The sequence below is a fragment of the Vibrio sp. 9-16B-A1 genome (genome assembly GCF_056726165.1).
This window is the reverse complement of sequence record NZ_JBSDZD010000002.1, coordinates 266,899-289,134: the sequence shown is the minus strand read 5'-3', so window position 1 is coordinate 289,134 and position 22,236 is coordinate 266,899. Positions and strand designations below refer to the sequence as shown.

Annotated in this window: 18 protein-coding genes; 5 read left to right on the top strand and 13 right to left on the bottom strand. The window is 49.2% G+C overall.

Going from position 1 to position 22,236, the window contains the following annotated elements; translation table 11 throughout:
• Positions 1-168: 168 nt before the first annotated feature.
• The 8 genes from ACVB80_RS05005 to ACVB80_RS04970 all read right to left on the bottom strand — a co-directional run bounded on the left by ACVB80_RS05005 (position 169) and on the right by ACVB80_RS04970 (position 12,170).
• A complete protein-coding gene (locus tag ACVB80_RS05005; RefSeq protein WP_481080172.1) occupies positions 169-1,710 on the bottom strand; it encodes a SpoVR family protein in 1,542 nt (513 codons plus the stop codon).
• Positions 1,711-1,721: 11 nt separating this feature from the next.
• Entirely contained in the window at positions 1,722-2,993 is a 1,272-nt protein-coding gene (locus ACVB80_RS05000) for a YeaH/YhbH family protein (protein ID WP_481080171.1), read from the bottom strand.
• A 140-nt stretch (positions 2,994-3,133) separates the two neighbouring features.
• A complete protein-coding gene (locus tag ACVB80_RS04995) occupies positions 3,134-5,068 on the bottom strand; it encodes a PrkA family serine protein kinase (RefSeq protein ID WP_481080170.1) in 1,935 nt (644 codons plus the stop codon).
• 293 nt (positions 5,069-5,361) lie between these two features.
• Positions 5,362-5,862 (bottom strand): YfbU family protein, encoded by a 501-nt coding sequence (locus ACVB80_RS04990; protein WP_481080169.1) that lies wholly within the window; start codon positions 5,860-5,862, stop codon positions 5,362-5,364.
• A gap of 206 nt (positions 5,863-6,068) precedes the next feature.
• Positions 6,069-6,809 (bottom strand): pyruvate formate lyase 1-activating protein, encoded by a 741-nt coding sequence (pflA, locus tag ACVB80_RS04985; protein ID WP_481080168.1) that lies wholly within the window; start codon positions 6,807-6,809, stop codon positions 6,069-6,071.
• Positions 6,810-6,937: 128 nt separating this feature from the next.
• Positions 6,938-7,867: a lipid A deacylase LpxR family protein gene (locus ACVB80_RS04980; protein ID WP_481080167.1), complete on the bottom strand. Its 930-nt coding sequence runs from the start codon at positions 7,865-7,867 to the stop codon at positions 6,938-6,940.
• Between the two features lie 210 nt (positions 7,868-8,077).
• On the bottom strand, positions 8,078-10,354 hold the full coding sequence (pflB, locus tag ACVB80_RS04975; RefSeq protein ID WP_481080166.1) for a formate C-acetyltransferase: 2,277 nt from the start codon (positions 10,352-10,354) through the stop codon (positions 8,078-8,080).
• 280 nt (positions 10,355-10,634) lie between these two features.
• The gene (locus tag ACVB80_RS04970; RefSeq protein WP_481080165.1) at positions 10,635-12,170 is read right to left on the bottom strand and encodes a DUF3360 family protein; all 1,536 of its coding nucleotides are present in this window, start codon (positions 12,168-12,170) and stop codon (positions 10,635-10,637) included.
• A gap of 603 nt (positions 12,171-12,773) precedes the next feature.
• Here ACVB80_RS04970 and ACVB80_RS04965 point away from each other — a divergent pair.
• The 5 genes from ACVB80_RS04965 (at position 12,774) to ACVB80_RS04945 (ending at position 17,701) form a co-directional block, all read left to right on the top strand.
• Positions 12,774-14,291 carry a hypothetical protein gene (locus tag ACVB80_RS04965; RefSeq protein ID WP_481080164.1) on the top strand — a complete coding sequence of 506 codons (1,518 nt, stop codon included), beginning with the start codon at positions 12,774-12,776 and terminating at the stop codon, positions 14,289-14,291.
• A 242-nt stretch (positions 14,292-14,533) separates the two neighbouring features.
• Positions 14,534-15,304, top strand: coding sequence for an ABC transporter ATP-binding protein (locus ACVB80_RS04960; protein WP_481080163.1), 771 nt, complete (start codon positions 14,534-14,536; stop codon positions 15,302-15,304).
• A gap of 107 nt (positions 15,305-15,411) precedes the next feature.
• Positions 15,412-16,179: an ABC transporter substrate-binding protein gene (locus tag ACVB80_RS04955; RefSeq protein WP_481080162.1), complete on the top strand. Its 768-nt coding sequence runs from the start codon at positions 15,412-15,414 to the stop codon at positions 16,177-16,179.
• A 98-nt stretch (positions 16,180-16,277) separates the two neighbouring features.
• Complete coding sequence (locus ACVB80_RS04950; RefSeq protein WP_481080161.1) at positions 16,278-17,018, top strand: ABC transporter permease; 741 nt, start codon at positions 16,278-16,280, stop codon at positions 17,016-17,018.
• A 5-nt stretch (positions 17,019-17,023) separates the two neighbouring features.
• Positions 17,024-17,701 (top strand): ABC transporter permease, encoded by a 678-nt coding sequence (locus ACVB80_RS04945; RefSeq protein ID WP_481080160.1) that lies wholly within the window; start codon positions 17,024-17,026, stop codon positions 17,699-17,701.
• Positions 17,702-17,835: 134 nt separating this feature from the next.
• On the opposite strand, the gene ACVB80_RS04940 is transcribed toward ACVB80_RS04945, so the two are convergent.
• From ACVB80_RS04940 to ACVB80_RS04920, 5 genes are all read right to left on the bottom strand, one after another.
• The gene (locus ACVB80_RS04940; protein WP_481080159.1) at positions 17,836-18,960 is read right to left on the bottom strand and encodes an ABC transporter ATP-binding protein; all 1,125 of its coding nucleotides are present in this window, start codon (positions 18,958-18,960) and stop codon (positions 17,836-17,838) included.
• A 127-nt stretch (positions 18,961-19,087) separates the two neighbouring features.
• Entirely contained in the window at positions 19,088-19,573 is a 486-nt protein-coding gene (locus tag ACVB80_RS04935; RefSeq protein ID WP_481080158.1) for a glycosidase, read from the bottom strand.
• Between the two features lie 47 nt (positions 19,574-19,620).
• Positions 19,621-20,031 (bottom strand): hypothetical protein, encoded by a 411-nt coding sequence (locus ACVB80_RS04930; RefSeq protein WP_481080157.1) that lies wholly within the window; start codon positions 20,029-20,031, stop codon positions 19,621-19,623.
• A gap of 13 nt (positions 20,032-20,044) precedes the next feature.
• The gene (locus ACVB80_RS04925) at positions 20,045-21,067 is read right to left on the bottom strand and encodes a UDP-3-O-(3-hydroxymyristoyl)glucosamine N-acyltransferase (protein ID WP_481080156.1); all 1,023 of its coding nucleotides are present in this window, start codon (positions 21,065-21,067) and stop codon (positions 20,045-20,047) included.
• 19 nt (positions 21,068-21,086) lie between these two features.
• A complete protein-coding gene (locus tag ACVB80_RS04920) occupies positions 21,087-22,130 on the bottom strand; it encodes a porin (RefSeq protein WP_481080155.1) in 1,044 nt (347 codons plus the stop codon).
• Between the last annotated feature and the right edge of the window lie 106 nt (positions 22,131-22,236).

The window sequence follows — 22,236 nt, the reverse complement described above, 5'->3', positions numbered from 1 at the left end:
GCCACCGTTTCCACAGCGGCACAGTTCATTTCATTGCGTTCCCGGGAAAGTAGCCCGGTTTGTCTAAGTATATGCTGCAAAAGCAAACTAAGTAAGGGATTAAAACGGCTGGAGAGGGGTTTGTCAATTTGAAAAAAGGCCCGCTTGAGCGGGCCAGAGGGGAACGGGTCAGATTTCACCCGAATAATTTTCCCTTTCGGGACAGACACCGAGAATTTCTGTGCCACCGGTTTCAGCTGCCTGCTGAAGGATGACATCGAAGCCCCAGAGACGATAAAGGTGTTTAAGGACCTCTTTATAGCTCTTATCCAGCGGGATACGGTTATGCGGTACATACTGCAGGGTCAGTGAACGGTCTCCGCGTACGTCTACATTCCATACCTGAATATTTGGCTCCAGGTTACTGAGGTTGTACTGGGAGGCCAGCAGCTCACGTACTTCGCGGTAACCGGTCTCGTTGTGGATAGCGCTGACTTCAACGTAATTTTTCCTGTCATCATCGCGGATGGCAAACAGCTTAAAGTCCCGCATCAGTTTCGGACTCAGGTACTGGCTGATAAAACTCTCATCTTTAAAGTTTGCCATTGCAAAGTGAAGGGCATCCAGCCAGTCACTGCCGGCCAGCTCCGGGAACCATTCTTTGTCTTCGTCGGTAGGCTCTTCGCAGATACGTCTTATGTCCTGGAACATGGCAAAGCCAAGTGCATAAGGGTTGATACCATTGAAGTAAGGGCTGTTGTATGGAGGCTGCATCACCACATTGGTGTGGCTGTGGAGGAACTCCAGCATAAACTTCTCGGATACCAGCCCTTCATCGTACAGGTGGTTGAGGATGGTGTAATGCCAGAAAGTAGCCCAGCCTTCGTTCATGACCTGGGTTTGCTTCTGAGGATAAAAGTACTGACTTACCTTACGTACAATACGCACGATCTCACGCTGCCATGGCTCCAGAAGAGGCGCATGCTTTTCAATGAAGTAGAGGATGTTCTCCTGCGGTTCAGACGGGAAACGGGGACGTTCGACTTTCTCCTTTTCTGTGTTTTTAGGCACTGTTCGCCACAGCTCATTGACCTGAGATTGCAGGTACTCTTCCCGGGCGTGTTGGCGTGCTTTCTCTTCCACGATGGAGATTTTTTCCGGACGTTTGTATCGGTCAACACCGAAGTTCATCAGCGCATGGCAGGAGTCGAGCAGGTTCTCGACCTCTTCTACTCCATGTTTCTCTTCACACTGGGCAATGTAATTGCGGGCGAACAGCAGGTAGTCGACGATTGAGCTGGCGTCGGTCCAGGTCTGGAACAGATAGTTACCTTTGAAAAATGAGTTGTGGCCGTAAGAGGCGTGCGCCATCACCAGTGCCTGCATGGTGACGGTGTTCTCCTCCATCAGATAGGCAATACAGGGGTCGGAGTTAATCACGATCTCGTAGGCCAGCCCCATGTGGCCATGTTTATAGTTTTGCTCAGTCTGAATGAACTTTTTGCCGAACGACCAGTGGTGGTAATTGATCGGCATACCGATACTGGAATAGGCATCCATCATCTGCTCAGCTGTTATCACCTCAATCTGATTGGGGTAAGTATCCAGCCTGTAATGAGCCGCGACACGCTTGATCTCGGTGTGGTAACGCTCAAGCAGCTCAAAAGTCCAGTCTGGCCCGTCAGGCAGCATGTTCTTGTTTTTGCTGCTGGCTTTGGTTTTGGTAGTCATCGCGCACCTCCCTATGCTGTTTCTTTGTGAAACAGTTCCCGGAATACCGGGAAAATATCGTCAACCGAGCGGATGTTTTTCATCGCAAAGTTGTCAAAAGCTTCCGTCAGTTTTTCATACTCGTGCCACAGTGTCTGGTGAGAGCGGCGGGTGATTTCGATGTAAGAGTAGTACTGACAGCTCGGCAACAGGTTGTTGACCAGCAACTCTTTACACCTTGGTGAGTCATCGGCCCAGTTATCACCATCTGAAGCCTGGGCGGCGTAGATGTTCCATTCATTAAGTGGATAGCGATCTTTTACAATCTCATCCATCAGCTTAAGTGCACTCGATACTATGGTGCCACCGGTTTCCTGTGAGTAGAAAAATTCATGCTCATCTACTTCTTTAGCCTGAGTATGGTGGCGAATAAACACTACATCGACGTTCTCATAGGTGCGGTTTAAAAACAGATAAAGAAGTACATAGAATCGCTTGGCGATGTCTTTGGTTGCCTGGTCCATTGAACCCGATACATCCATCAGACAGAACATGACTGCCTGGCTGGAAGGAACCGGGCGCTTCTCGTAGTTTTTAAACCTCAGGTCGAAGGTGTCGATAAACGGCACTTTCTCTATTTTTGCTCTCAGCTCCTCGATTTGTTCTGTGATTTTCTTCTCTTCCAGAGGCTGTGCTGGCTCGGTATTTTTGATTTTTTCCAGCTCCTCCTCCAGCTCATTCAGCAGGCGCCTTTTACCTGCTGTCATTGCCGTACGGCGTGCCAGTGACTGTTGCAGTGAACGAACCACAGAGATATTGGCCGGGATCCCGGCAGTCTGGAAACCGGCGCGGTGGGTTTTCCACTCTGTGATTTTGTTGATTTGGTTTTTGCGAAGATTAGGCAGCTCCAGGTCTTCGAACAGAATATCGAGATACTCGTCCTTGGAGATCTGGAATACGAACTCGTCCTGGCCTTCACCATCCGGGCTGGCTTCACCTTCACCAGAGCCTCCGCCCTGGCCACCACCTTTTGGACGTTCTATTTTATCTCCGGGTGAGAACTGATCGTTACCCGGGTGCACCCGGTCCCGTACGCCACCCTGTCCGTGGTGGAATACCGGCTCTTTTATGTCTTTGTGTGGGATCGAGATGTCTTCACCGGTCTCCGTATTGGTAATGGAGCGGCGATTGACGGCATCAGCGACGGACTCTTTGATCTGCTCTTTATGACGGCGCAAAAAACGCTGACGGTTCACCGTACTGCGTTTCTTACCGTTGAGCCTTCTGTCGATAAATTGAGCCATAAGTTACTCCCTTTGAAACATCAAAGTGTCTTAACCGTGCTCAGCAAGGGCGTTACCTGGCTAAGACACCTGTACATCTGTTGCGTTCTACCGGTCAGCGGTGATGCCCGGAAATGTCCCCGGGCACCGCCTGACAGGTATTAAGAGGACTTACGAACCCGCAAATACCACTCAGACAACAATCTGACCTGTTTCTTGGTGTAGCCTTTCTCCATCATACGGGCGACAAAGTCGTCGTGTTTTTTCTGATCATCGGTTGAGGTCTTGGTGTTAAACGAAATAACCGGCAGCAGCTCTTCGGTATTGGAGAACATTTTCTTCTCGATAACGGTGCGCAGTTTTTCGTAACTGGTCCAGACCGGATTTTGTCCGTTGTTGCTTGCTTTGGCACGCAGGACAAAGTTGACGATTTCGTTACGGAAATCTTTTGGATTGCTGATCCCGGCGGTTTTCTCGATTTTTTCCAGCTCGTTGTTGAGAGCCGCGCGGTCAAACAGCTGACCGGTTTCCGGATCGCGGTACTCCTGATCCTGAATCCAGAAGTCAGCGTAGGTGACGTAACGGTCAAAGATGTTCTGACCGTATTCGGAGTAGGACTCCAGGTACGCGGTCTGGATTTCCTTACCGATAAACTCGATGTATTTCGGAACCAGATACCCTTTCAGGAATTCAAGGTAACGCTCTCCCATGTCCTGCGGGAACTGTTCGCGTTCAATCTGCTGTTCAATCACATAGAACAGGTGAACCGGGTTAGCCGCCACTTCGGTCTGGTCGAAGTTGAATACCCGTGACAGGATCTTAAAGGCGAAACGGGTCGACAGACCTGACATGCCTTCATCGACACCGGCGTAATCACGGTACTCCTGATAGCTCTTGGCTTTCGGGTCGGTGTCTTTCAGGGTCTCACCATCGTAAACACGCATCTTAGAGTAGATGGAGGAGTTTTCCGGATCTTTCAGGCGGGACAGGATGCTGAACTGAGACAGGATCTCCAGTGTGCTTGGTGCGCAGGGAGAGAGCGCCAGTTCACTGTTGTCGAGCAGCTTCTGGTAGATTTTCACCTCTTCAGAAACGCGCAGACAGTATGGCACTTTTACAATATACACTCGGTCGAGGAATGCTTCGTTGTTCTTGTTGTTACGGAACGTTTGCCATTCGGACTCGTTGGAGTGTGCCAGGATCATACCGTCAAACGGCAGGGCAGACAGACCTTCGGTACCGTTATAGTTGCCTTCCTGAGTCGCGGTCAGCAGCGGGTGAAGGACCTTGATCGGGGCCTTAAACATCTCAACAAATTCCATCAGGCCCTGGTTGGAACGACACAGGGCACCGGAATAGCTGTAGGCATCCGGGTCATCCTGGGAGTAGTGTTCAAGCTGACGGATATCGACTTTACCTACCAGAGATGAGATGTCCTGGTTGTTTTCGTCACCTGGCTCGGTTTTGGCGACGGCCACTTGGTCCAGAATGGACGGACGTACTTTCACCACTTTAAATTTGGAAATATCACCACCAAATTCGTGCAGGCGTTTGGCTGCCCATGGAGACATGATTGAGCGAATATAGCGCTTCTCAATGCCGTACTCGGACTTGAGCAGGTCGCCGTCTTCATTTACATCGAACAGGCAGAACGGGTGATCGTTCACCGGGCTGCGCTCTCCGTTAGCAGAAAGTACATAGATGGGCATTTTTTCCATCAGGGCTTTCAGCTTCTCAGCAAGTGACGATTTACCGCCACCAACCGGGCCCAGCAGGTAAAGGATCTGCTTGCGCTCTTCCAGCCCCTGCGCGGCGTGTTTGAGGTAGGAGACGATCTGCTCGATGGCGTCTTCCATACCGTAGAAATCTTTAAATGTCTTATACCGGGAGATCACCCGGTTGGAGAAGATACGACTGAGTTGCGGATCCTGCGCGGTATCGATTATCTCGGGCTCACCGATCGCAAGAAGCAAGCGTTCTGCTGCGTTGGCATAAGCGCTTTTATCTTCACGACATAGTGACAAAAAGTCCTGTATTGATAGTTCTTCATCCTTGGCTGCTTCATAGCGCGCCTGGTAGTGGTCGAAAATGCTCATAGCGAATACCCCTCTAAACCTGTTTAGCAAAAACAGCGAAATGTCACTTCCGTCAGTATTAAAGATTAGACGGCGTTTTAGAATTATGCTTAATTTTTCGACATTTATTTAAAATATAAAGTAAAAGTTTGACCTGGGTAGCGAAGGAAAAAAACGGGCTGGAAAAGAGCGCTTATGGATGGTATTGCACATTCTGTAATCGATGGTGTTGCTGGTATTTAGCGCGTGAATGGCAGGGCTGTAAACAGAGGGGAGAGGTAAAAAGGCTGCAGTGGTGTCTGCAGCCTTTGCGCTTATGCGTTGAAGATTTGCTGGAATTCAGCCGGAGACAGGTGATACTGGCGCGGGCAGTTCTGCCAGGTGCGCAGCATACGGCGATACTTGTCGTGCATCGGGATTTGGGAGTTAAAGTGGTGGTCACCTTTGTCAAACTGAGGGTAGAGGCCTTCAGAGTCCACCAGGAAGCGAACATAGTTCACCTGCTGTGCTTCACTGGCGATATCAAAGCCCAGGAAGGTCAGGCGGCGGGCATCAACCTGTGACTGGTCTTCGCCAGACAGCATTTTGTAAGACTCCTGCATCGCGTGGTACATCTCCATCATGTTGATGATTTCGCGGCACTCGTCTTCTTCCAGGCAGCCGAAGTCTTTGTTCAGCTCCTGCATTTGCAGTGCGTAACCACGTTCAACGATGGTTTGCAGACGTTTGTATTTTTGTGAGTTTTCCGGATCCATCTGTGCCATCAGGTAGTACTGGTTTGACAGGATCAGGCGTTGAGCGTTGGTCATTTCCATTTATGGCCTCGTTACTTCTAATAATTCATTCGCGAATAAGAGTAACAGGATTTTTTCTGTTTGAAACATGATCTCAACACAGAATCAAAGCTGTTAGCACATTTTGTGTCCGTAACATCCGTGCCACAAACAGGGTTATTGCAGAAGATGGACAAACCAGAGAGGCCGGAATGAAAAAAGCCAGCTGGGCAGCTGGCTTTTGAGGATCAGTATTTAACGTTGTCGTTGTACTGAAGCAGGATGTCTTTGATGGTTTCCATGGTCTCTTTTGACGGAGGCTCCACGCCTTCCAGCGGGTAATCATGGCCCAGAGCTTCCCACTTGTGCGCGCCCAGTTTGTGGTACGGCAGCAGCTCAACTTTTTCGATGTTGTCCATGTCCTTGATGAACTCGCCCAGCAGGTGCGCAGACTCTTCGTCGTCGGTGTAACCAGGTACGACTACATAGCGAATCCAGGTGGTCTGGCCGATTTTGTGCAGGTAGCGGGCAAAATCGAGAGTACGTTTGTTAGATACACCGATCAGGTCCTGGTGGATCTCATCTTTCATGTGTTTCAGGTCAAGCATCACCAGGTCAGCGACTTCGAGGACTTCATCAACCACATCAGTATGACGGCGGATATGGCCATTGGTGTCCAGACAGGTGTGCATGCCCTCTGCTTTCGCTGCGCGGAAGAAGTCACGTACAAATTCTGGCTGCAGCATGGCTTCGCCGCCAGAGCAGGTCACGCCGCCACCAGACGCATTCATAAAGTGCTTGTAGCTTTTGGCTTCGGTGATGATCTCATCAACGCTGACTTCCTTGCCGTCATGAGTGTCCCAGGTGTCACGGTTATGACAGTATTTGCAGCGCATCAGACAGCCCTGCATAAAGACGATAAAACGGATGCCAGGGCCATCGACAGTGCCACAGGATTCGAATGAGTGAATGCGACCAGTTGTAGACATGAACTTTTCTCTGTATGTATTTTTGCCGTCATTTTATTACAAAAACCGGCGTCAACCTAGTCGAAACGGCCCAATCCGCGTCTGATGTTTGGAAATTACTCAGCTTTGGCCTGGAGAGCTGAGGGGAGTTAAAAACGCCAGTTCAGTGATATTGAACCAATGGCATGTGCAATGGCCGTATCCTGTTTGAAATCCGGTGATTTTACTGCAGCATTGAATCCGACTCCCCAGTTGTCACCAAACAGGAGCTGAACACCCGCTACTGCGGTGGCCTGAAGGTGCTGAACATCCACGCGGGGAATGGGTTTGTTGGTATTGCCGCTCACGGTCAGGTCGGCAAAGCGGTAACGAATTTCCGCTCCGGCAAACCAGTACCAGCCGGAGGCAGGCTCATCCATATAGAGGGCTGAGGTGGGGGCATAATAGCGGATATGGTTGCTGCCATAGCTCTGTTCCAGATACTGCCCTGATCGCCACATCAACCCGGTTGCGATTTCCGGCTGGAAGTTACCCAGCTGGGCGCGGGACTGCCAGCTCAGCTCTGTGTTTTTATCCCGTGACAGTGCGGTGAAGTAGTGCCCTGTCACTCCCCAGACAGCGGGCTCTTCTATCTGGTATGCCCATCCTTTGGGATCCGGTGAGCCAATAATGGAGTGAATGATCGACTGCCCGTCATGGGCCAGCGAGTTTTCTCCCATGGTGCCAAGCATCACTTCAACAGCAGCGAACTTATCGCTGGTTATGGATACAAGCCTTCCTTCGAGATATGAAAGACCTGCGTAAGGCCGCTGCCCTTCAATGGGAACTGGTGACTCTATATCGTCAGGCGTCAGGATTTGCTGGCCGAGACGGATGCCCCAGTAGTGCCGGGCGTCTGATGTGCTGAGAAGGACCAGTGGTGAGGATTCAAGGCGCTGGTAATAGTCGAGATACAACCCGGAACTGTAGTCTTTGTCGCTGCCGAATATCCCGTCATTATCTATGCTGAGTGTAAGCCCGTGGGCCGAAGTGTATGCAGGCAGCAGGGCTGTCAGGCTAAGCAACCACGTCTTCTTCATATCTGAACCAGTTAGTAATTGATATTTAAAGAATAGAACGAACGAGGCGTTTCTTCCGTGAGCAACAAGAGAGAATTGGGAGTCAGGCTGGAGTGAGTATCACAGATAAGGTTATCTGTTGTGAGACAGAGCCGCTGCAGTTGGGAGCGGCAGCCAATAAAAAAGGGCTGGCGCGATGCCAGCCCTTTTACTGTTCAGCTAAAGCTCTTATTACAGAGATTCAGTGAAAGTACGTGCGATTACGTCAGCTTGCTGCTCTGCAGTCAGAGAGTTGAAGCGTACAGCGTAACCAGATACACGGATTGTCAGCTGAGGGTATTTCTCTGGGTGCTTAACTGCATCTTCCAGAGTCTCACGGTTCAGAACGTTAACGTTCAGGTGCTGACCACCTTCGATACCAGCTTCGTGGTGGAAGTAACCATCCATCAGACCAGCCAGGTTAGCACGCTGAGCGCCTTCGTCTTTACCCAGAGCGTTAGGAACGATAGAGAAGGTGTAAGAGATACCATCTTTCGCATCAGCAAACGGCAGTTTACCAACAGAAGTCAGGGATGCTACAGCACCTTTCTCATCACGACCGTGCATTGGGTTCGCACCTGGAGCAAAAGGAGCACCAGCACGACGACCGTCAGGCGTGTTACCAGTCTTCTTACCGTATACCACGTTTGAAGTGATAGTCAGGATAGACTGAGTTGGGATAGCGTTACGGTAAGTGTTCAGCTTACGGATCTTGTCCATGAAGCGTGAAACCAGCTCACAAGCGATGTCATCTACGCGAGCATCGTTGTTACCGAATTTAGGGTAGTCGCCTTCGATTTCGAAGTCAGTAGCTACGCCGTCTTCGTCACGTACTGGTTTAACAGTTGCGTACTTGATTGCAGCCAGTGAGTCAGCAGCAACAGACAGACCTGCGATACCACAAGCCATAGTACGGCGAACGTCACGGTCATGCAGAGCCATCAGTGCAGCTTCGTAGCTGTACTTGTCGTGCATGAAGTGGATGCTGTTCAGTGCAGTCACGTACTGCTTAGCCAGCCAGTCCATGAAGTGGTCCAGTTTGCCCCACACGTCGTCGAAGTTCAGAACTTCGTCAGTGATCTTAGGCATTTCAGGGCCAACCTGGATTTTCAGCTTCTCATCAACACCACCGTTGATTACGTAAAGCAGAGTTTTCGCCAGGTTTGCACGAGCGCCGAAGAACTGCATGTGCTTACCGATAACCATTGGAGATACACAACAAGCGATTGCGTAGTCGTCAGACTCGAAGTCCGGACGCATCAGGTCGTCGTTCTCGTACTGGATAGAAGAAGTATCGATAGATACTTTCGCACAGAACTTCTTGAAGCCTTCAGGCAGCTGCTCAGACCACAGAACAGTGATGTTCGGCTCTGGAGAAGGACCCATGGTGTACAGGCTGTTCAGGAAGCGGAAGTTAGTACGGGTAACCAGAGTACGGCCGTCAAGACCCATACCACCCATAGACTCAGTAGCCCAGATTGGGTCACCAGAGAACAGATCATCGTACTCAGGAGTACGCAGGAAGCGAACCATACGCAGCTTCATTACGAAGTGGTCGATCATTTCCTGTGCGTCTACTTCAGTGATCTTGCCAGCAGCGATGTCGCGCTCGATGAAGATATCAAGGAAAGTAGAAGTACGGCCCAGAGACATAGCAGCGCCGTTCTGAGATTTAACAGCAGCCAGGTAACCGAAGTAAGTCCACTGGATAGCTTCTTGTGCAGTTTCAGCAGGACGAGAGATGTCACAGCCGTATTTCTCAGCCATAACTTTCATCTGGCCCAGAGCACGGTGCTGTTCAGCGATCTCTTCGCGCAGCTGCATAGTCATCTGCAGGTCTTCGCCGTTCTCGAACTTCTCTTGCAGAGAAGCGAACTGAGCCAGCTTGTCCTTCATCAGGAAGTCAATACCGTACAGAGCAACACGACGGTAGTCACCGATGATACGACCACGGCCGTATGCGTCAGGCAGACCAGTCAGAACACCAGACTTACGACACTTCAGGATTTCTGGAGTGTAGATGTCGAATACACCTGCGTTGTGAGTCTTGCGGTACTCTGAGAAGATTTTCTTAACTTGTGGATCCAGCTCGCGATCGTAAGCTTTGCAAGAACCTTCAACCATACGGATACCACCGTTAGGGATGATTGCGCGCTTAAGAGGAGCGTCAGTCTGAAGACCTACGATAGTTTCCAGGTCTTTCTCGATGTAGCCTGCATCGTGAGCAGTGATGGTAGAGATAACTGAAGTGTCGAAATCAACAGGAGCGTGAGTAGAGTTCTCCTGCTTGATACCTTCCATTACCTTAGCCCAAAGCTTGTTAGTTGCTTCAGTACCTTCAGTAACCAGGAAAGACTCGTCACCTTCATACGGTGCGTAGTTTTTCTGGATGAAGTCACGTACGTTTACTTCGTTTTGCCATTCACCTTCAGCAAAACCTTCCCAAGCTTTAGCAAATTGCTCTGCCATGACATACCTACCTTTTTAGTAGAAAAAACACGTACTGTTTGGGCTGTTGAGTGCATCAACACCCTACGGCAAACAGCACACTCTTTATATAAATGAAAATATGTGTGACTACGTCGCGTAGCGCATGGTCACACATATTGGCATTTTCCTGACAGATTTCAAGGTTAGTCTAAAAATTTTTTGTAAACCTTAAACTAAATCAATAAAACTTAAACACTGCACATAAAGTTTGGGTAGTGCGTTAACACTACCCAAACAAAATTACCTGATTTCCGATAACTTACAGGAAGGCAGGAATGCCGTACTGGCCTTCAAGCATACCAACCGCAAGCATCGCGATCAGACAGATAACAAACACACCCACAGGGATGATGATCTTATCTGCAAACGACAGGCGCTCAGCACGCTCTTTGTCGCCGATCAGGCCGTTGTTATCCAGGAACATGGTCAGAGCCCATGCCAGTACCGGGTTAGCAACAACCGATGCAAAGATACAGATACCAGCAGCCTGAGAGTCTTTGGTGTCTTTAACCATCTGCATACCTGCTTCAAGCAGAGGCAGGAATACACCTACCAGCAGAGCAACACGCATTACTGGTGGCCATACCGCTACGTCCATTGGGAAACCAAGGATTGCGATACCCATAACCAGCAGACCCAGGATGATCGCGCCGCCAGGAATCGGACGTTTCGCGATTGCCGCAGGGATCATGTAAGTTCCCCATGAAGAAGTGATGTTACCACCACCCAGCGCGGTACCAACCATCTGACGGATAGAACACATAGTCATAGTGTCATCAACATCCATCAGTACTTTTTCAGTCTTCTTAGGATAGTTCAATTCCTGGAAAATACGATGGCCAAGGAAGTCAGGAGACCACATGGCAACGGCCAGGATAGCGAACGGCAGAGACGCGATGAAGTGCTGCAGGTTTGGAAGACCCAGCTGCCAGCCCGTCTCAGTGCTGCCCCACCAGTAAACAGGGTTCAGGTTAGGCAGACCCATTTCAGTTTCAAACTGAAGGTCAAAGCCTGCACCCATTACCAGAGCGATGATCAGGCCAACAAACGCACAAACCGGAATTGCCAGCCAGCGCATGCCGATTTTTGCAAGGAATGCATAGATACCGATAGTCACACCCAGTACCACCAGACCAACGTAGCCCATGCTGCCTGCTGCAACTTCAGCAGACTGAAGGCCGGTTGCCCAAGACTGGATAGAGCCGATCTGGCTCATGGTACCGGTAAAACCAAGGAAGATAAGCAAGCCGCCGGCGGTACCTTCCGAAGTCAGGTTGACCAGTTTCGAACCACCTTTGAAGTAGCTCAGCAGCAGACCAAATACACCCAGAAGGATTGCCAAAGCAAGAGGGTGAGCACCGGCAAGCGCAATTGCACCGATAAGAGGGATCATTGGTCCGTGGTTACCCGCAAGGTTTGCGCGCGGGTTCAGGAAGCCTGAAGCGATAACACAGAAGAACAGCGCAGGGAAAAGCATTTCCACACGAGCAACTTCGATCGCAAATTCTTTACCCAGGTTGATGTGGTCCCACGCCTGAGTCAGGCCGTCAGCCCAAGACATCATTACCGCGGAGTACATCGCGATAATGCCGATAGTACCTGCCAGTGCCGGCACCAGGTCTTCGAGCTCAAAACGGAAATCACGGCCAGGCAGGTTTAGTCCGAAGCGGCGTGGCTTCATGATCTGCAGTTCGTGATCCAGGTAATCAGAGCGGCTTTTGAACTCTGATGCAGGACGGTGCAGCTCGGAATAGCTCTTTTCCTGATCTGAGTTGTCTTTGACTACGTCTGACATAGATTCCTCATATTATGAAAGTTAGTGTTTCGGAAAAAGTGTATCATCAATCAAGATTATGATACTGAACGCATTGCTAAAACAGTAGCACGTGACTAATGCGGCAGCGTTACAAATATTGGAACTATTTTACTGAAAAGTTTCTTCTTATTTGTATGCGCGCCGAGTTTATCAACAGGCCTGTTTTTCGTGATTGATCTTGATCACTTTAGCGATAAAGTTGAAAGAAAACTACAGAAAAACCAACGCCCGAATGCGGTCTGTGTCATAACCTGTCACTTATTTACATGTAATTAAACAAGTTGAATCTGACGACGGCGCAGCATCAGCCAAATCCATTTCAATTAAAATGATCTTTGTCATTATCGCTTACATAAAGTTTAAAGTTTGCATGTTTTTTTGATCCGCTTGGCAAACTGCGCAGCAGGTGTATGACAAGTAATCATGGCTGTGCGCAAACATTCGGCAGTTGTTAAATTGGTCTCATATCACCACTGTGAATGCGACAGGAATGCGGATCTGATGGCATATTAATTGCATTACAAAATCCAGTTCGATTTACAGAGAATTTTTTGACGCTCAGGCGTGTTAAGGGGATCAGAGATGAAAGCATTTAAGCTGCTGCCGGTTATGGCGGCTGTGTCATTGGCGCTGACCGGGTGTGGGAGTTCTAGTAAGAGCAGTGATACTCCCGGTCCGGGTCCCACCCCACCGCCAGTAACAACTTATACCTGGCAGATGGTGCAACTCTATGTTGACGCGCGGACTGACGTGGCAGCTGGTTGTGCCATATTTGCAGACAAAGACGGAACGACAACAAATGAAGTCATTACGGCAAGGGTAGCCAATCAGGGTTACAAAATCTTGTACCACAACGCCGATGGTTCGGTAAGCAAGACGATTGAAGGTTCTCAGATTCCCGCGAATGGGCGTGTTACCATTTTAAAGAGTGATATTCCTGATAAGGGATATGTGTCTGTTGAGGAGCAGTTCGGCCTGAGTAATGGTAACAAAGAATCGTTTATCTACACCGTACAGGCAGACCTGATGCGGGATATGGTCATCAATGTTCGTCAGGATCAGGCTACACAGAATGCCTGCTATGCCGGAGATCAGTACAAAGACATTACCGAGGACTCATCTGCAGTCATTACTATGCTTCAGGAACAGGGAGTCGCATACTATCAGACTTCAAGCTCAGGAGAGCGTCTTAGCGGTCAGGAGTTATCAGCACATGTTCCGGTAAAGTCTGACTTACCAGCTTCAGAGAATGTACTGGTGGTTGGCTTTGGTAGTTACGTCTCGGGAGAGCCTAAAGACGTAACTCACTATGCTGTAGTTGATAAAAGCAAAATTTACGATAATGACAACCGTCCAGGCAGTGTTCCCAATACGAGTCTGACTGATGCGAATTTGTTGACTAATGGCCAGTTAACCCGCACCGGCATAACTCTGTCAACCACCAAATCCAGTGGTGTTAAAACGATATATGGTTCAAAGATTTTCAGCTGGCAACCTGTTTACCCTGCTCCGGCTACCTTTAACATCAGTTATGTGGATAATTCTGGTTTGTTTTCAAACTGGACAGTAGAGCTGAATGGCAATCTGTCCCACAGCTGGCAGTATTATTCGTTGACCAAGCTGGATGACGTGAATAAAAACATAGTTGCGCCACCAGTGGTGGACTTCAGCTCCACAACGGTAAGCTCAAGTTGCACAGGAAATGCTAACTATTGTTTGAGCAGCACTTTTGATGCGACTGAGTTCACCATGCAAAGAACTCATTTGCGCGCAAAGACCAATAAAGGGCAACTGTTTTATCAAACGATTATTTCGCCACCAAATAGTGAGCAGCCGTTTATGCGTTCATCAACCGAGGCGATGGTGATCGATAACACTTCAGAAAGGATTGAAGTTTCGTTGATGACAGGTGAAGTGAACGAAACCTCCCAGAAGTTCTTTGCACAACAGTATCTTGATGTTCAAAAGATCATAGCACCTGATGACAGTCTGAACTATCTGGATGTCAATGGTCTGATAACTCTGCCAGCCACTGTATTAAGCCGGAAGAAAGCGGTGATGGGGCAGGACCTGACGATAATTGATAACCACGTTCGGTAGATTTTATACTTTTGGAAACCACTTAAAGCCTCCATCCGGAGGCTTTATTTTTTCCTGCATTCCACTGCATATCCGGAATATTACCCTTGAATTCTGCATAAAAATTCAGTTATATTGACCAAAATAACAATGCCTTAAAAGTTAATAATTTGTTGCGCGATTCTGGTTTGGATGCTAGTTTGTAACAAAACTATAAAAAGGCCGGAGTGCCACAGTCACGATGACACAGGGAGTGGATGCGCATGAAGGATATTGCTGCGCTCGATATCAGGGATTTACACAAGACATTTGGTCAAAATGAGGTCTTAAAAGGGATCTCGCTTCAGGCCCATAAGGGCGACGTCATTTCAGTTATCGGCTCTTCCGGTTCAGGAAAGAGCACCTTTCTACGATGCATAAATCTGCTTGAAACACCGACTGCAGGAGAGATCCGCGTGGATGGTGAACTGATTCAGATGAAAACCAACCGCGCCGGGCTGGCTATGCCCGCCAATGAAAAGCAGGTTCAGCGGATCCGTTCCCGTCTGGCGATGGTGTTTCAGGGATTTAACCTCTGGTCCCACATGACGGTGCTTGAAAATGTGATTGAAGCGCCGGTCCACGTACTGGGTGTCCCTAAAGCAGAGGCCATCGATAAGGCAGAAGCCCTGCTGAAAAAGGTCGGCTTGTATGAACGCCGGGATTATTACCCGGGCCACCTATCCGGAGGTCAGCAGCAGCGCGCTGCTATCGCAAGGGCACTGGCCGTGGATCCCGAGGTTATGCTGTTCGATGAGCCGACTTCCGCGCTCGATCCTGAGCTGGTAGGCGAAGTGCTTGGTGTAATGCGCGACCTTGCTGATGAGGGCCGTACCATGGTGGTGGTCACCCACGAAATGGCCTTCGCCCGGGATGTATCCAGCCACGTCATGTTCCTCCACCAGGGCCTGGTGGAAGAGCAGGGCGATCCGGCTAAACTTTTCAGTAACCCGGAATCGGAACGGTTAAAGCAGTTTATATCATCGATTTATTAATAGCAGGCGCTGGGCTCTGGGCACTAGGCTCGGGGCGGCGCTTTCATCGGCCTAGCGCCCAGTACCCAGGGCCTGGAGCCTGATTTTATAATCACAGGAGTATGGAAATGAAAAAGTGGTTACTTGCAGCAGCGGTTGCTGCGACAGCGATGACAGGTGCAGTACAGGCTAAGGACTGGAAAGTTGTGCGCTTTGGTATTGAAGGGGCGTATCCTCCGTTTAGCTGGACAGAAGCCGATGGCTCGCTGAAAGGCTTTGATGTCGATATGGCCAATGCCCTGTGTAAAGAGATGCAGGTGAAATGTAAGATCGTACCGCAGGACTGGGACGGTATTATTCCGTCGCTGCTGGCACGTAAGTACGATGCGATTATCGCGGCTATGTCTATTACCGAAGAGCGTAAGAAGAAAATCGACTTTACCGGCAAGTACGCGCTTATCCCTAACAAGTTCATCGCCAAGAAAGGCGCCAACATTGACTTCAGTAAACTGGATGGTGTGAAAATTGGTGTTCAGCGTGCAACGACTCACGATAAGTACCTGACAGATAACTACAAAAATGTAGAGATCGTCCGCTACGGCTCGTTTGACGAAGCGTACCTGGACCTTGGTAACGGCCGTATCGAAGCCGTACTGGGTGATGCATCTGCGCTGGAAGAGGGCGTACTTAATAAAGCTGGTGGTGAAGCTTACGAATTTACCGGCCCGTCCCTGACCGACCCGAAATGGTTTGGTGAAGGTTTTGGTATTGCCGTCCGTAAGCAGGATAAAGACCTGACCAAAAAGCTGGATGCTGCCATTCTGGCCCTGCGTGAAAGTGGTGAATACCAGCGCATCGCGTCCAAATACTTTAACTATGATGTGTATGGCGACTAAAGTGGCCGTCAGAAGCGAGTGACGAGAAATGAGAGACGAGAGGTTGTCTCTCATTTCCCGCTTCGGGTTTTTTAACTTCTGCTGTAAATGGAATTTTTATGCTCGATCTTCAGGGATATGAAGTCTCGATACTGAAAGGTGCCTGGCTGACGGTGGAAGTGGCAGTGCTGTCGCTTGCGCTGGCTGTCATTTTGGGCATGCTTGGCGCGCTCGCTAAACTGGCACCTTATGCCTGGGCACGCGCCGTCGCGACACTGTACACCACAATTATCCGCGGTATTCCCGATCTGGTTCTGATGATGCTGATTTTCTTTGGCGGTCAGACGCTACTCAATAACAGCCTTTATTCGGTGAACGAATGGCTGAATGAGTGGATGGCGTCAGGAAATCCGGACCATGAGTGGACCTCTTATCTGCCCGATTATATCGATGTCAGTCCGTTTATCGCCGGGGTACTGACCATAGGCTTTATTTTTGGTGCGTATATGGCGGAGACGTTCCGCGGCGCGATCATGGCGGTAGATAAAGGGGAACTGGAGGCGGCCAAAGCTTATGGTATGACGGGGTTTCAAACTTTCCGCCGCATTCTTTTGCCCCAGATGATTCGCCACGCAATTCCCGGTTTTGGTAACAACTGGCTGGTTCTGTTAAAGACCACCGCGCTGGTTTCGATAATCGGCCTTGAAGATATGGTCCGGGTCAGCGCGCTGGCCGCCGGTTCAACCAGGATGCCGTTTACTTTCTATATGACAGTGGCGGTGATCTTCCTGTTTCTTACTGCTGTTTCGACTGGTCTGCTGAAACTGGTTGAACGCAGATACAGTATTCACACGAGGTAACCGGTATGGATTTCAGTCTTATTATTGAAAGCTTCCCGGTTTACCTGGAAGGACTATGGACAACGACCTGGCTGGTGGCAGTATCGCTTGTCATCGGTCTGGCAATTGCTATTCCGCTCGCCGTAGCCCGCAACAGCCATAACCCGCTGCTGCGTCTGCCATGCTGGGCGTATATCTATTTTCTGCGTGGCACGCCACTGCTGGTGCAGCTCTATCTGATCTATTACGGCATGGACCAGTTCTTCCCTGTCAAAGATACCCTGTGGGAAAACGCCTGGTTCTGCGCACTGGTGGCCTTTACCCTCAATACTTCCGCTTATACCGCAGAGATCATCCGCGGTGCGATTAACGGACTGCCCAAAGGGGAAGTAGAGGCGGCACGTGCATACGGCATGAGTCACTGGCTCACTTACCGCCGTATTATCCTGCCTGGCGCTCTGCGTCGCGCGCTGCCGGCTTACAGCAATGAAGTGATTTTTATGCTGCATGGCTCAGCGGTTGCAGGCATCATCACTATTCTGGACCTGACCGGTGTTGCAAGGCTGGTCAACTCACGTTATTACGCGCCGTTTGAATCTTTCCTTACGGCGGGGCTGTTCTATATGGCACTGACTTTTGTGATCCTTTGGGTATTTAAGAATGCCGAAAAGCGGTTTTTGGCGTATATGAGGCCATTGAGCTGACAGTAAGATAATGTCTATAAAAAGGCCCCTTACCAGCTGCTGGATTAAGGGGCTTTTTATATGTGTCGTGGTTAAGTACGTCCCTGTACCCTAACACTGGTAACAGGTTTCACCTGGCCGGGGCTGTACCCTGTTCAGGCGAGGGTGAGATTTTCTTCTGTAATAAAATCAAAGATGTGGCAAAAGCCGGTATTCAGATTGAACCGGAATGTTTTGCCGATATCTGAAGTGGTGATGTCCTGGTTATTGACCCGGGCAATAAGCTCTTTACCGCCGATTTTGAAATACAGGTATTTCTCGTTACCCATGTTTTCTACCACCGTCAGCTCTCCCTCAAAGGCATTGAAAGTATCGCTCTCTTCGGCAAGGGAAATATGCTCCGGGCGGATGCCAAAGCAGACTGGTTTATCAATAAATTCAGCCAGTTTGGCCTGCTTTTCCTCAGGGATGTAAATCCGCACCTCAGGTGCGATTTCAATGAAAATCCCTTCTTCTGACTGGCGCAGTACCGTGTCGACAAGGTTCATTGCCGGAGAGCCGATAAAGCTGGCGACAAACTTGTTGTTTGGCCGGTTGTAAAGGTTGGCCGGGGTATCGACCTGCATGATCTTACCCTGGTTCAGGACACAGATACGGTCACCCAGTGTCAGAGCTTCAGTCTGATCATGGGTTACATAAATCATGGTTGCCGGATTGCCTTCTTCTTTCAGTGACTGGTGAAGCTGGGCGATTTTAACTCGCATAGAAACACGAAGCTTGGCATCCAGATTTGAAAGAGGCTCATCAAAAAGGAACACTTCCGGTTTGCGAACGATGGCGCGCCCAACAGCCACACGCTGACGCTGTCCACCGGACATCTCTTTGGGTTTCCGGTCAAGAAGGTCGGTAATTTCGAGCTTTTTGGCTGCGTCTTCAACCCGCTGCCTGATCTCTTCCTTTGGTCTTTTCTGCATCTTCAGACCAAACGCCATATTGTCGAACACCGTTTTGTGCGGATAGAGGGCGTAGTTTTGAAATACCATCGCAATACCGCGATCTTTTGGTGGCAGGGCGTTAACCACCTTACTGCCGATACGGATCTCGCCGTCGCTGATTTCCTCAAGGCCGGCGATCATCCGCAGTGTGGTTGACTTAGCACAGCCTGACGGCCCGACAAACACCATGAACTCACCATCATGGATATCGAGGTCAATGCCGTGCACGGCCTTAAAGCCGTTGTCATATTGTTTTTCTACTTTGCGTAGGCTAACCGTTGCCATGTGATACTCCGCACTCGTGGTTTAAATAGAAATGTCTGATTACTTAGTAAGGGAACTCTGGCTGAATTGCCTTGCTGAGTAAACAGGTGCGTTCCTGAAAAGGCAGGAACGCACGATGAATGGTAACTTATTTACATTTGGTCACCAGGGCACGGACAGGCTTTTTGTCTTCGGAGATCTGAATACTCCACAGATAAGTGCCGTCTTCAGGAAGGGTAACTACGGTATCTTTGGCAAACCCACCGCGCTTCAGCTCTTTCTCATAACCAACGGTCAGAGACTTTTCGGCGGCGGTAAACTGTGGATTCCAGCTCATAGTGGCGAACTGAAGGCTGATGTTGCCGGCTTTCTCTTCGCTGACGACCTGGTAGATACCGTCGCCTTTGTGTTTCATCTGGTGTTTTTCGTCGTGGATCCACTGGCTTTCCGGGAATGTGCCAACCACATAAAGGGATGGGCGGATTGGGCCGCGGTCTTCAACGGCAGGCAGGCTGCAGTCAGCAAACGGACCGCTTGCAAGTGGAGCGGCGGCAGTGGCCGCTTCATCGCTTGTGCTGGCACAACCCATTAGGGCAGAGGATAAAATGGCAGTAAGAAGTAGTGTACGTTTCATCGTGATTCACCTGGTGGTTATTGTTTGTCAGTGTATGTTCGTTGGTATTAGATGGTCAGGTTAACCTGTGTTTCCTGATCGAAAATGTGACTGAAAAAGGTATCGAAGTTAAAGCGCAGTGAGCGGCCGATATCACTGGCGGCAAACCGGATCTCCCTCAGGCGGGAAATGACTTCCTTATGCGCCACCCTAAAATGGATCAGCTGGCATCCGTCAACGGTTTCAAGCGCTGTTAATCGGCCATGGATAGTGTTCAGCTCATCACTATCAGCGGCGACTGAGATAAAATCAGGACGAATGCCAAAATCGACTTTTTGATCAATATACGGATAGAGCCGGTGTTGTTGGTGTTCAGGAATGAACAGCCGACTACCATCAACCAGTTCGACGAACAGGTTGTGTTCGTCTTGTCTGATGGTGGATTCTATTAAATTAAAGCGGTTATCCGTCATCTTCATTACCTCATCCTGATCACTTAAACAGCCTGGCAAACAGCCCTTTTTCCTTCTGGTGACTTTCCTGCGTCGCGCTTTTTATCTGACGTTTGGCTTCCTCCTGACTCTGGGTCAGGCGGTTAAGGGCTGCCAGGTTCCTGTAGTAGGCCCGTGCATCTTTGGCCGGGTAGCCAAACAGATCACTGTTTTCCGGAAAGGAGTGGCTGACGCCGGATTTGGCTTTTACCACAGAGTTGCGGCCAATCGTCAGGTTGCCGGCGGTGCCTGCCTGGCCGTGGACAATAACGTTGTCTTCCAGGGTGGTATGCCCGGCAAAACCGGCTTGCGATACCAGCAGACAGTGTTTGCCGATATGGCAGTCATGGCCGATTTGCACCAGGTTATCTATTTTCGTGCCCCGGCCAATGATGGTGTCGCCAAGGGTGCCACGGTCAATGGTGTTGTTGCAGCCGATCTCGACATCGTCCTCAATGATCACCCTGCCAACACTTTCCACTCTTTCATAGCGGGTGTGTGTCCCCGCCATATACTCAAAACTGAAGTTGCCAATTGAGTTATTGGAGTCAATAGTCACGTTGTTGCCAATGGTGGTGCCTTCTTTGATGACCGTATTAGCATGAATAACTACATTGTCGCCAATGGTCACGCCATTCATGATCTTTACACCTGGCATGAAATGACATCCTTTACCTATGGTGCAGTGTTTTCCTATATATACATCCGGTAATTCAGAGGTATTTCCCTGATCGAAAAGGCGGTATTTATGGATTTTATATAGTTTGAGTAAGTGGTTAAGCTTTGTCGTTTCCAACGTATCTATAACGATTTTTACTTTTGCATCACTGGCCAGTATTTCTTTGGGGCCGATGATGACATCTGCGAAAGTCTCGGAAACGGCTTTCAGGTCTTTTTTTGCAAACACGATAGCAAGACCACCTTTTACGGGGCTGCGAACCGGGCGAATGAATGATATTTCATCAATACCGCCGCCGTTTATTTGACCACTTACAATGTCGGCAATTTCCGAAACTTTAATCATAGTGCTTACTCTCTATTTATCAGAGGCGGTAAAGGGCCTGCAGGAAGAATGTGCTTTGATCGATGTCTTTTTGTTCACCTTCAAGTTTGGTGAAGGTTTCTTTATCGCTGGCCCACTCGTATTCGGCTTTTACAATCCAGTCTTCGCCAACTGCCTGCTCATAGCCAACCGTTGCTTTACGGATGTCTTTGAAGTAGGACTCACCTTTTGCCCAGCCATCTGTCATGTCGGTTTGGTTTTCACCTATGCGGGTGCGGACATACAATGCGCCCGCATCTTCAAAGCTGTATTGTACGATGGGTTCCATGTATTTTTCTGTGAAGTCGCTGACTTCGTTGATAGCGCCCTGAGCAGTTTTCGCTTCGTTATCTTTGATCTGATAATAGAACTCGACACCGAACTCCCAGTTACCCATTCGCTTATAAGGCTTAATCAGGAAGCTGTAGCCTTTTTCCTGACGGGTACCCCATTCACTTTTATCTTCATCGTTGTAGAGATATTCCAGATTGGAATAGACACCCATATTGTATTCGTTGTTCCAGTAGGTCAGGTATGGGCGAAGACTGTGTTCATACTTTTCAATTCCAAGTCCACTTACACCGGCTGTAGTTGTAATTCGGCCACGGGTATATTCCAGGTCGTAAATCAGGCCGGTTGTCCAGCCACTGCCTAAATTGAAGCCTTTATTCAGTGACATCAGGTGTTTGAATGAATTTTCAACTTCCGTGTAATTTGATTTGTCGTTAGTTTTATTGCGGTCGACTTGTTTCAGTGCATATAAGGCATTGAAGTTCCATTTGGGATTTTTGTAGAAAAGCCCCAGGATCTCGTGGGTTTTGGTTTTCTCGGTAAAGTCACCACCCCAGGATTTATAATCGGTTACGTGTTTTTGTTCGAACTCATAAGACGTTCCAACATGACCACCAAATTCCATTGCGTCATTAAGAATGGAGTCATAAATATTGTCTTCGACTTTGAATCCACGTTGTGTGTTTGCAGCGTAAGCGGTGGTACTGACGACAATTGCATTGGCAACCAGTACCGAAATCAGAGTTTTTTTCACAGTATGTCCTTATCAACTCATCCAGAGTTGCGAGTAATAGCTGAGACTAGTTAAAAGTTAGTAGTTCACGTTGGACGCCTATTTATTGTTCGGTATTTATTTTGAA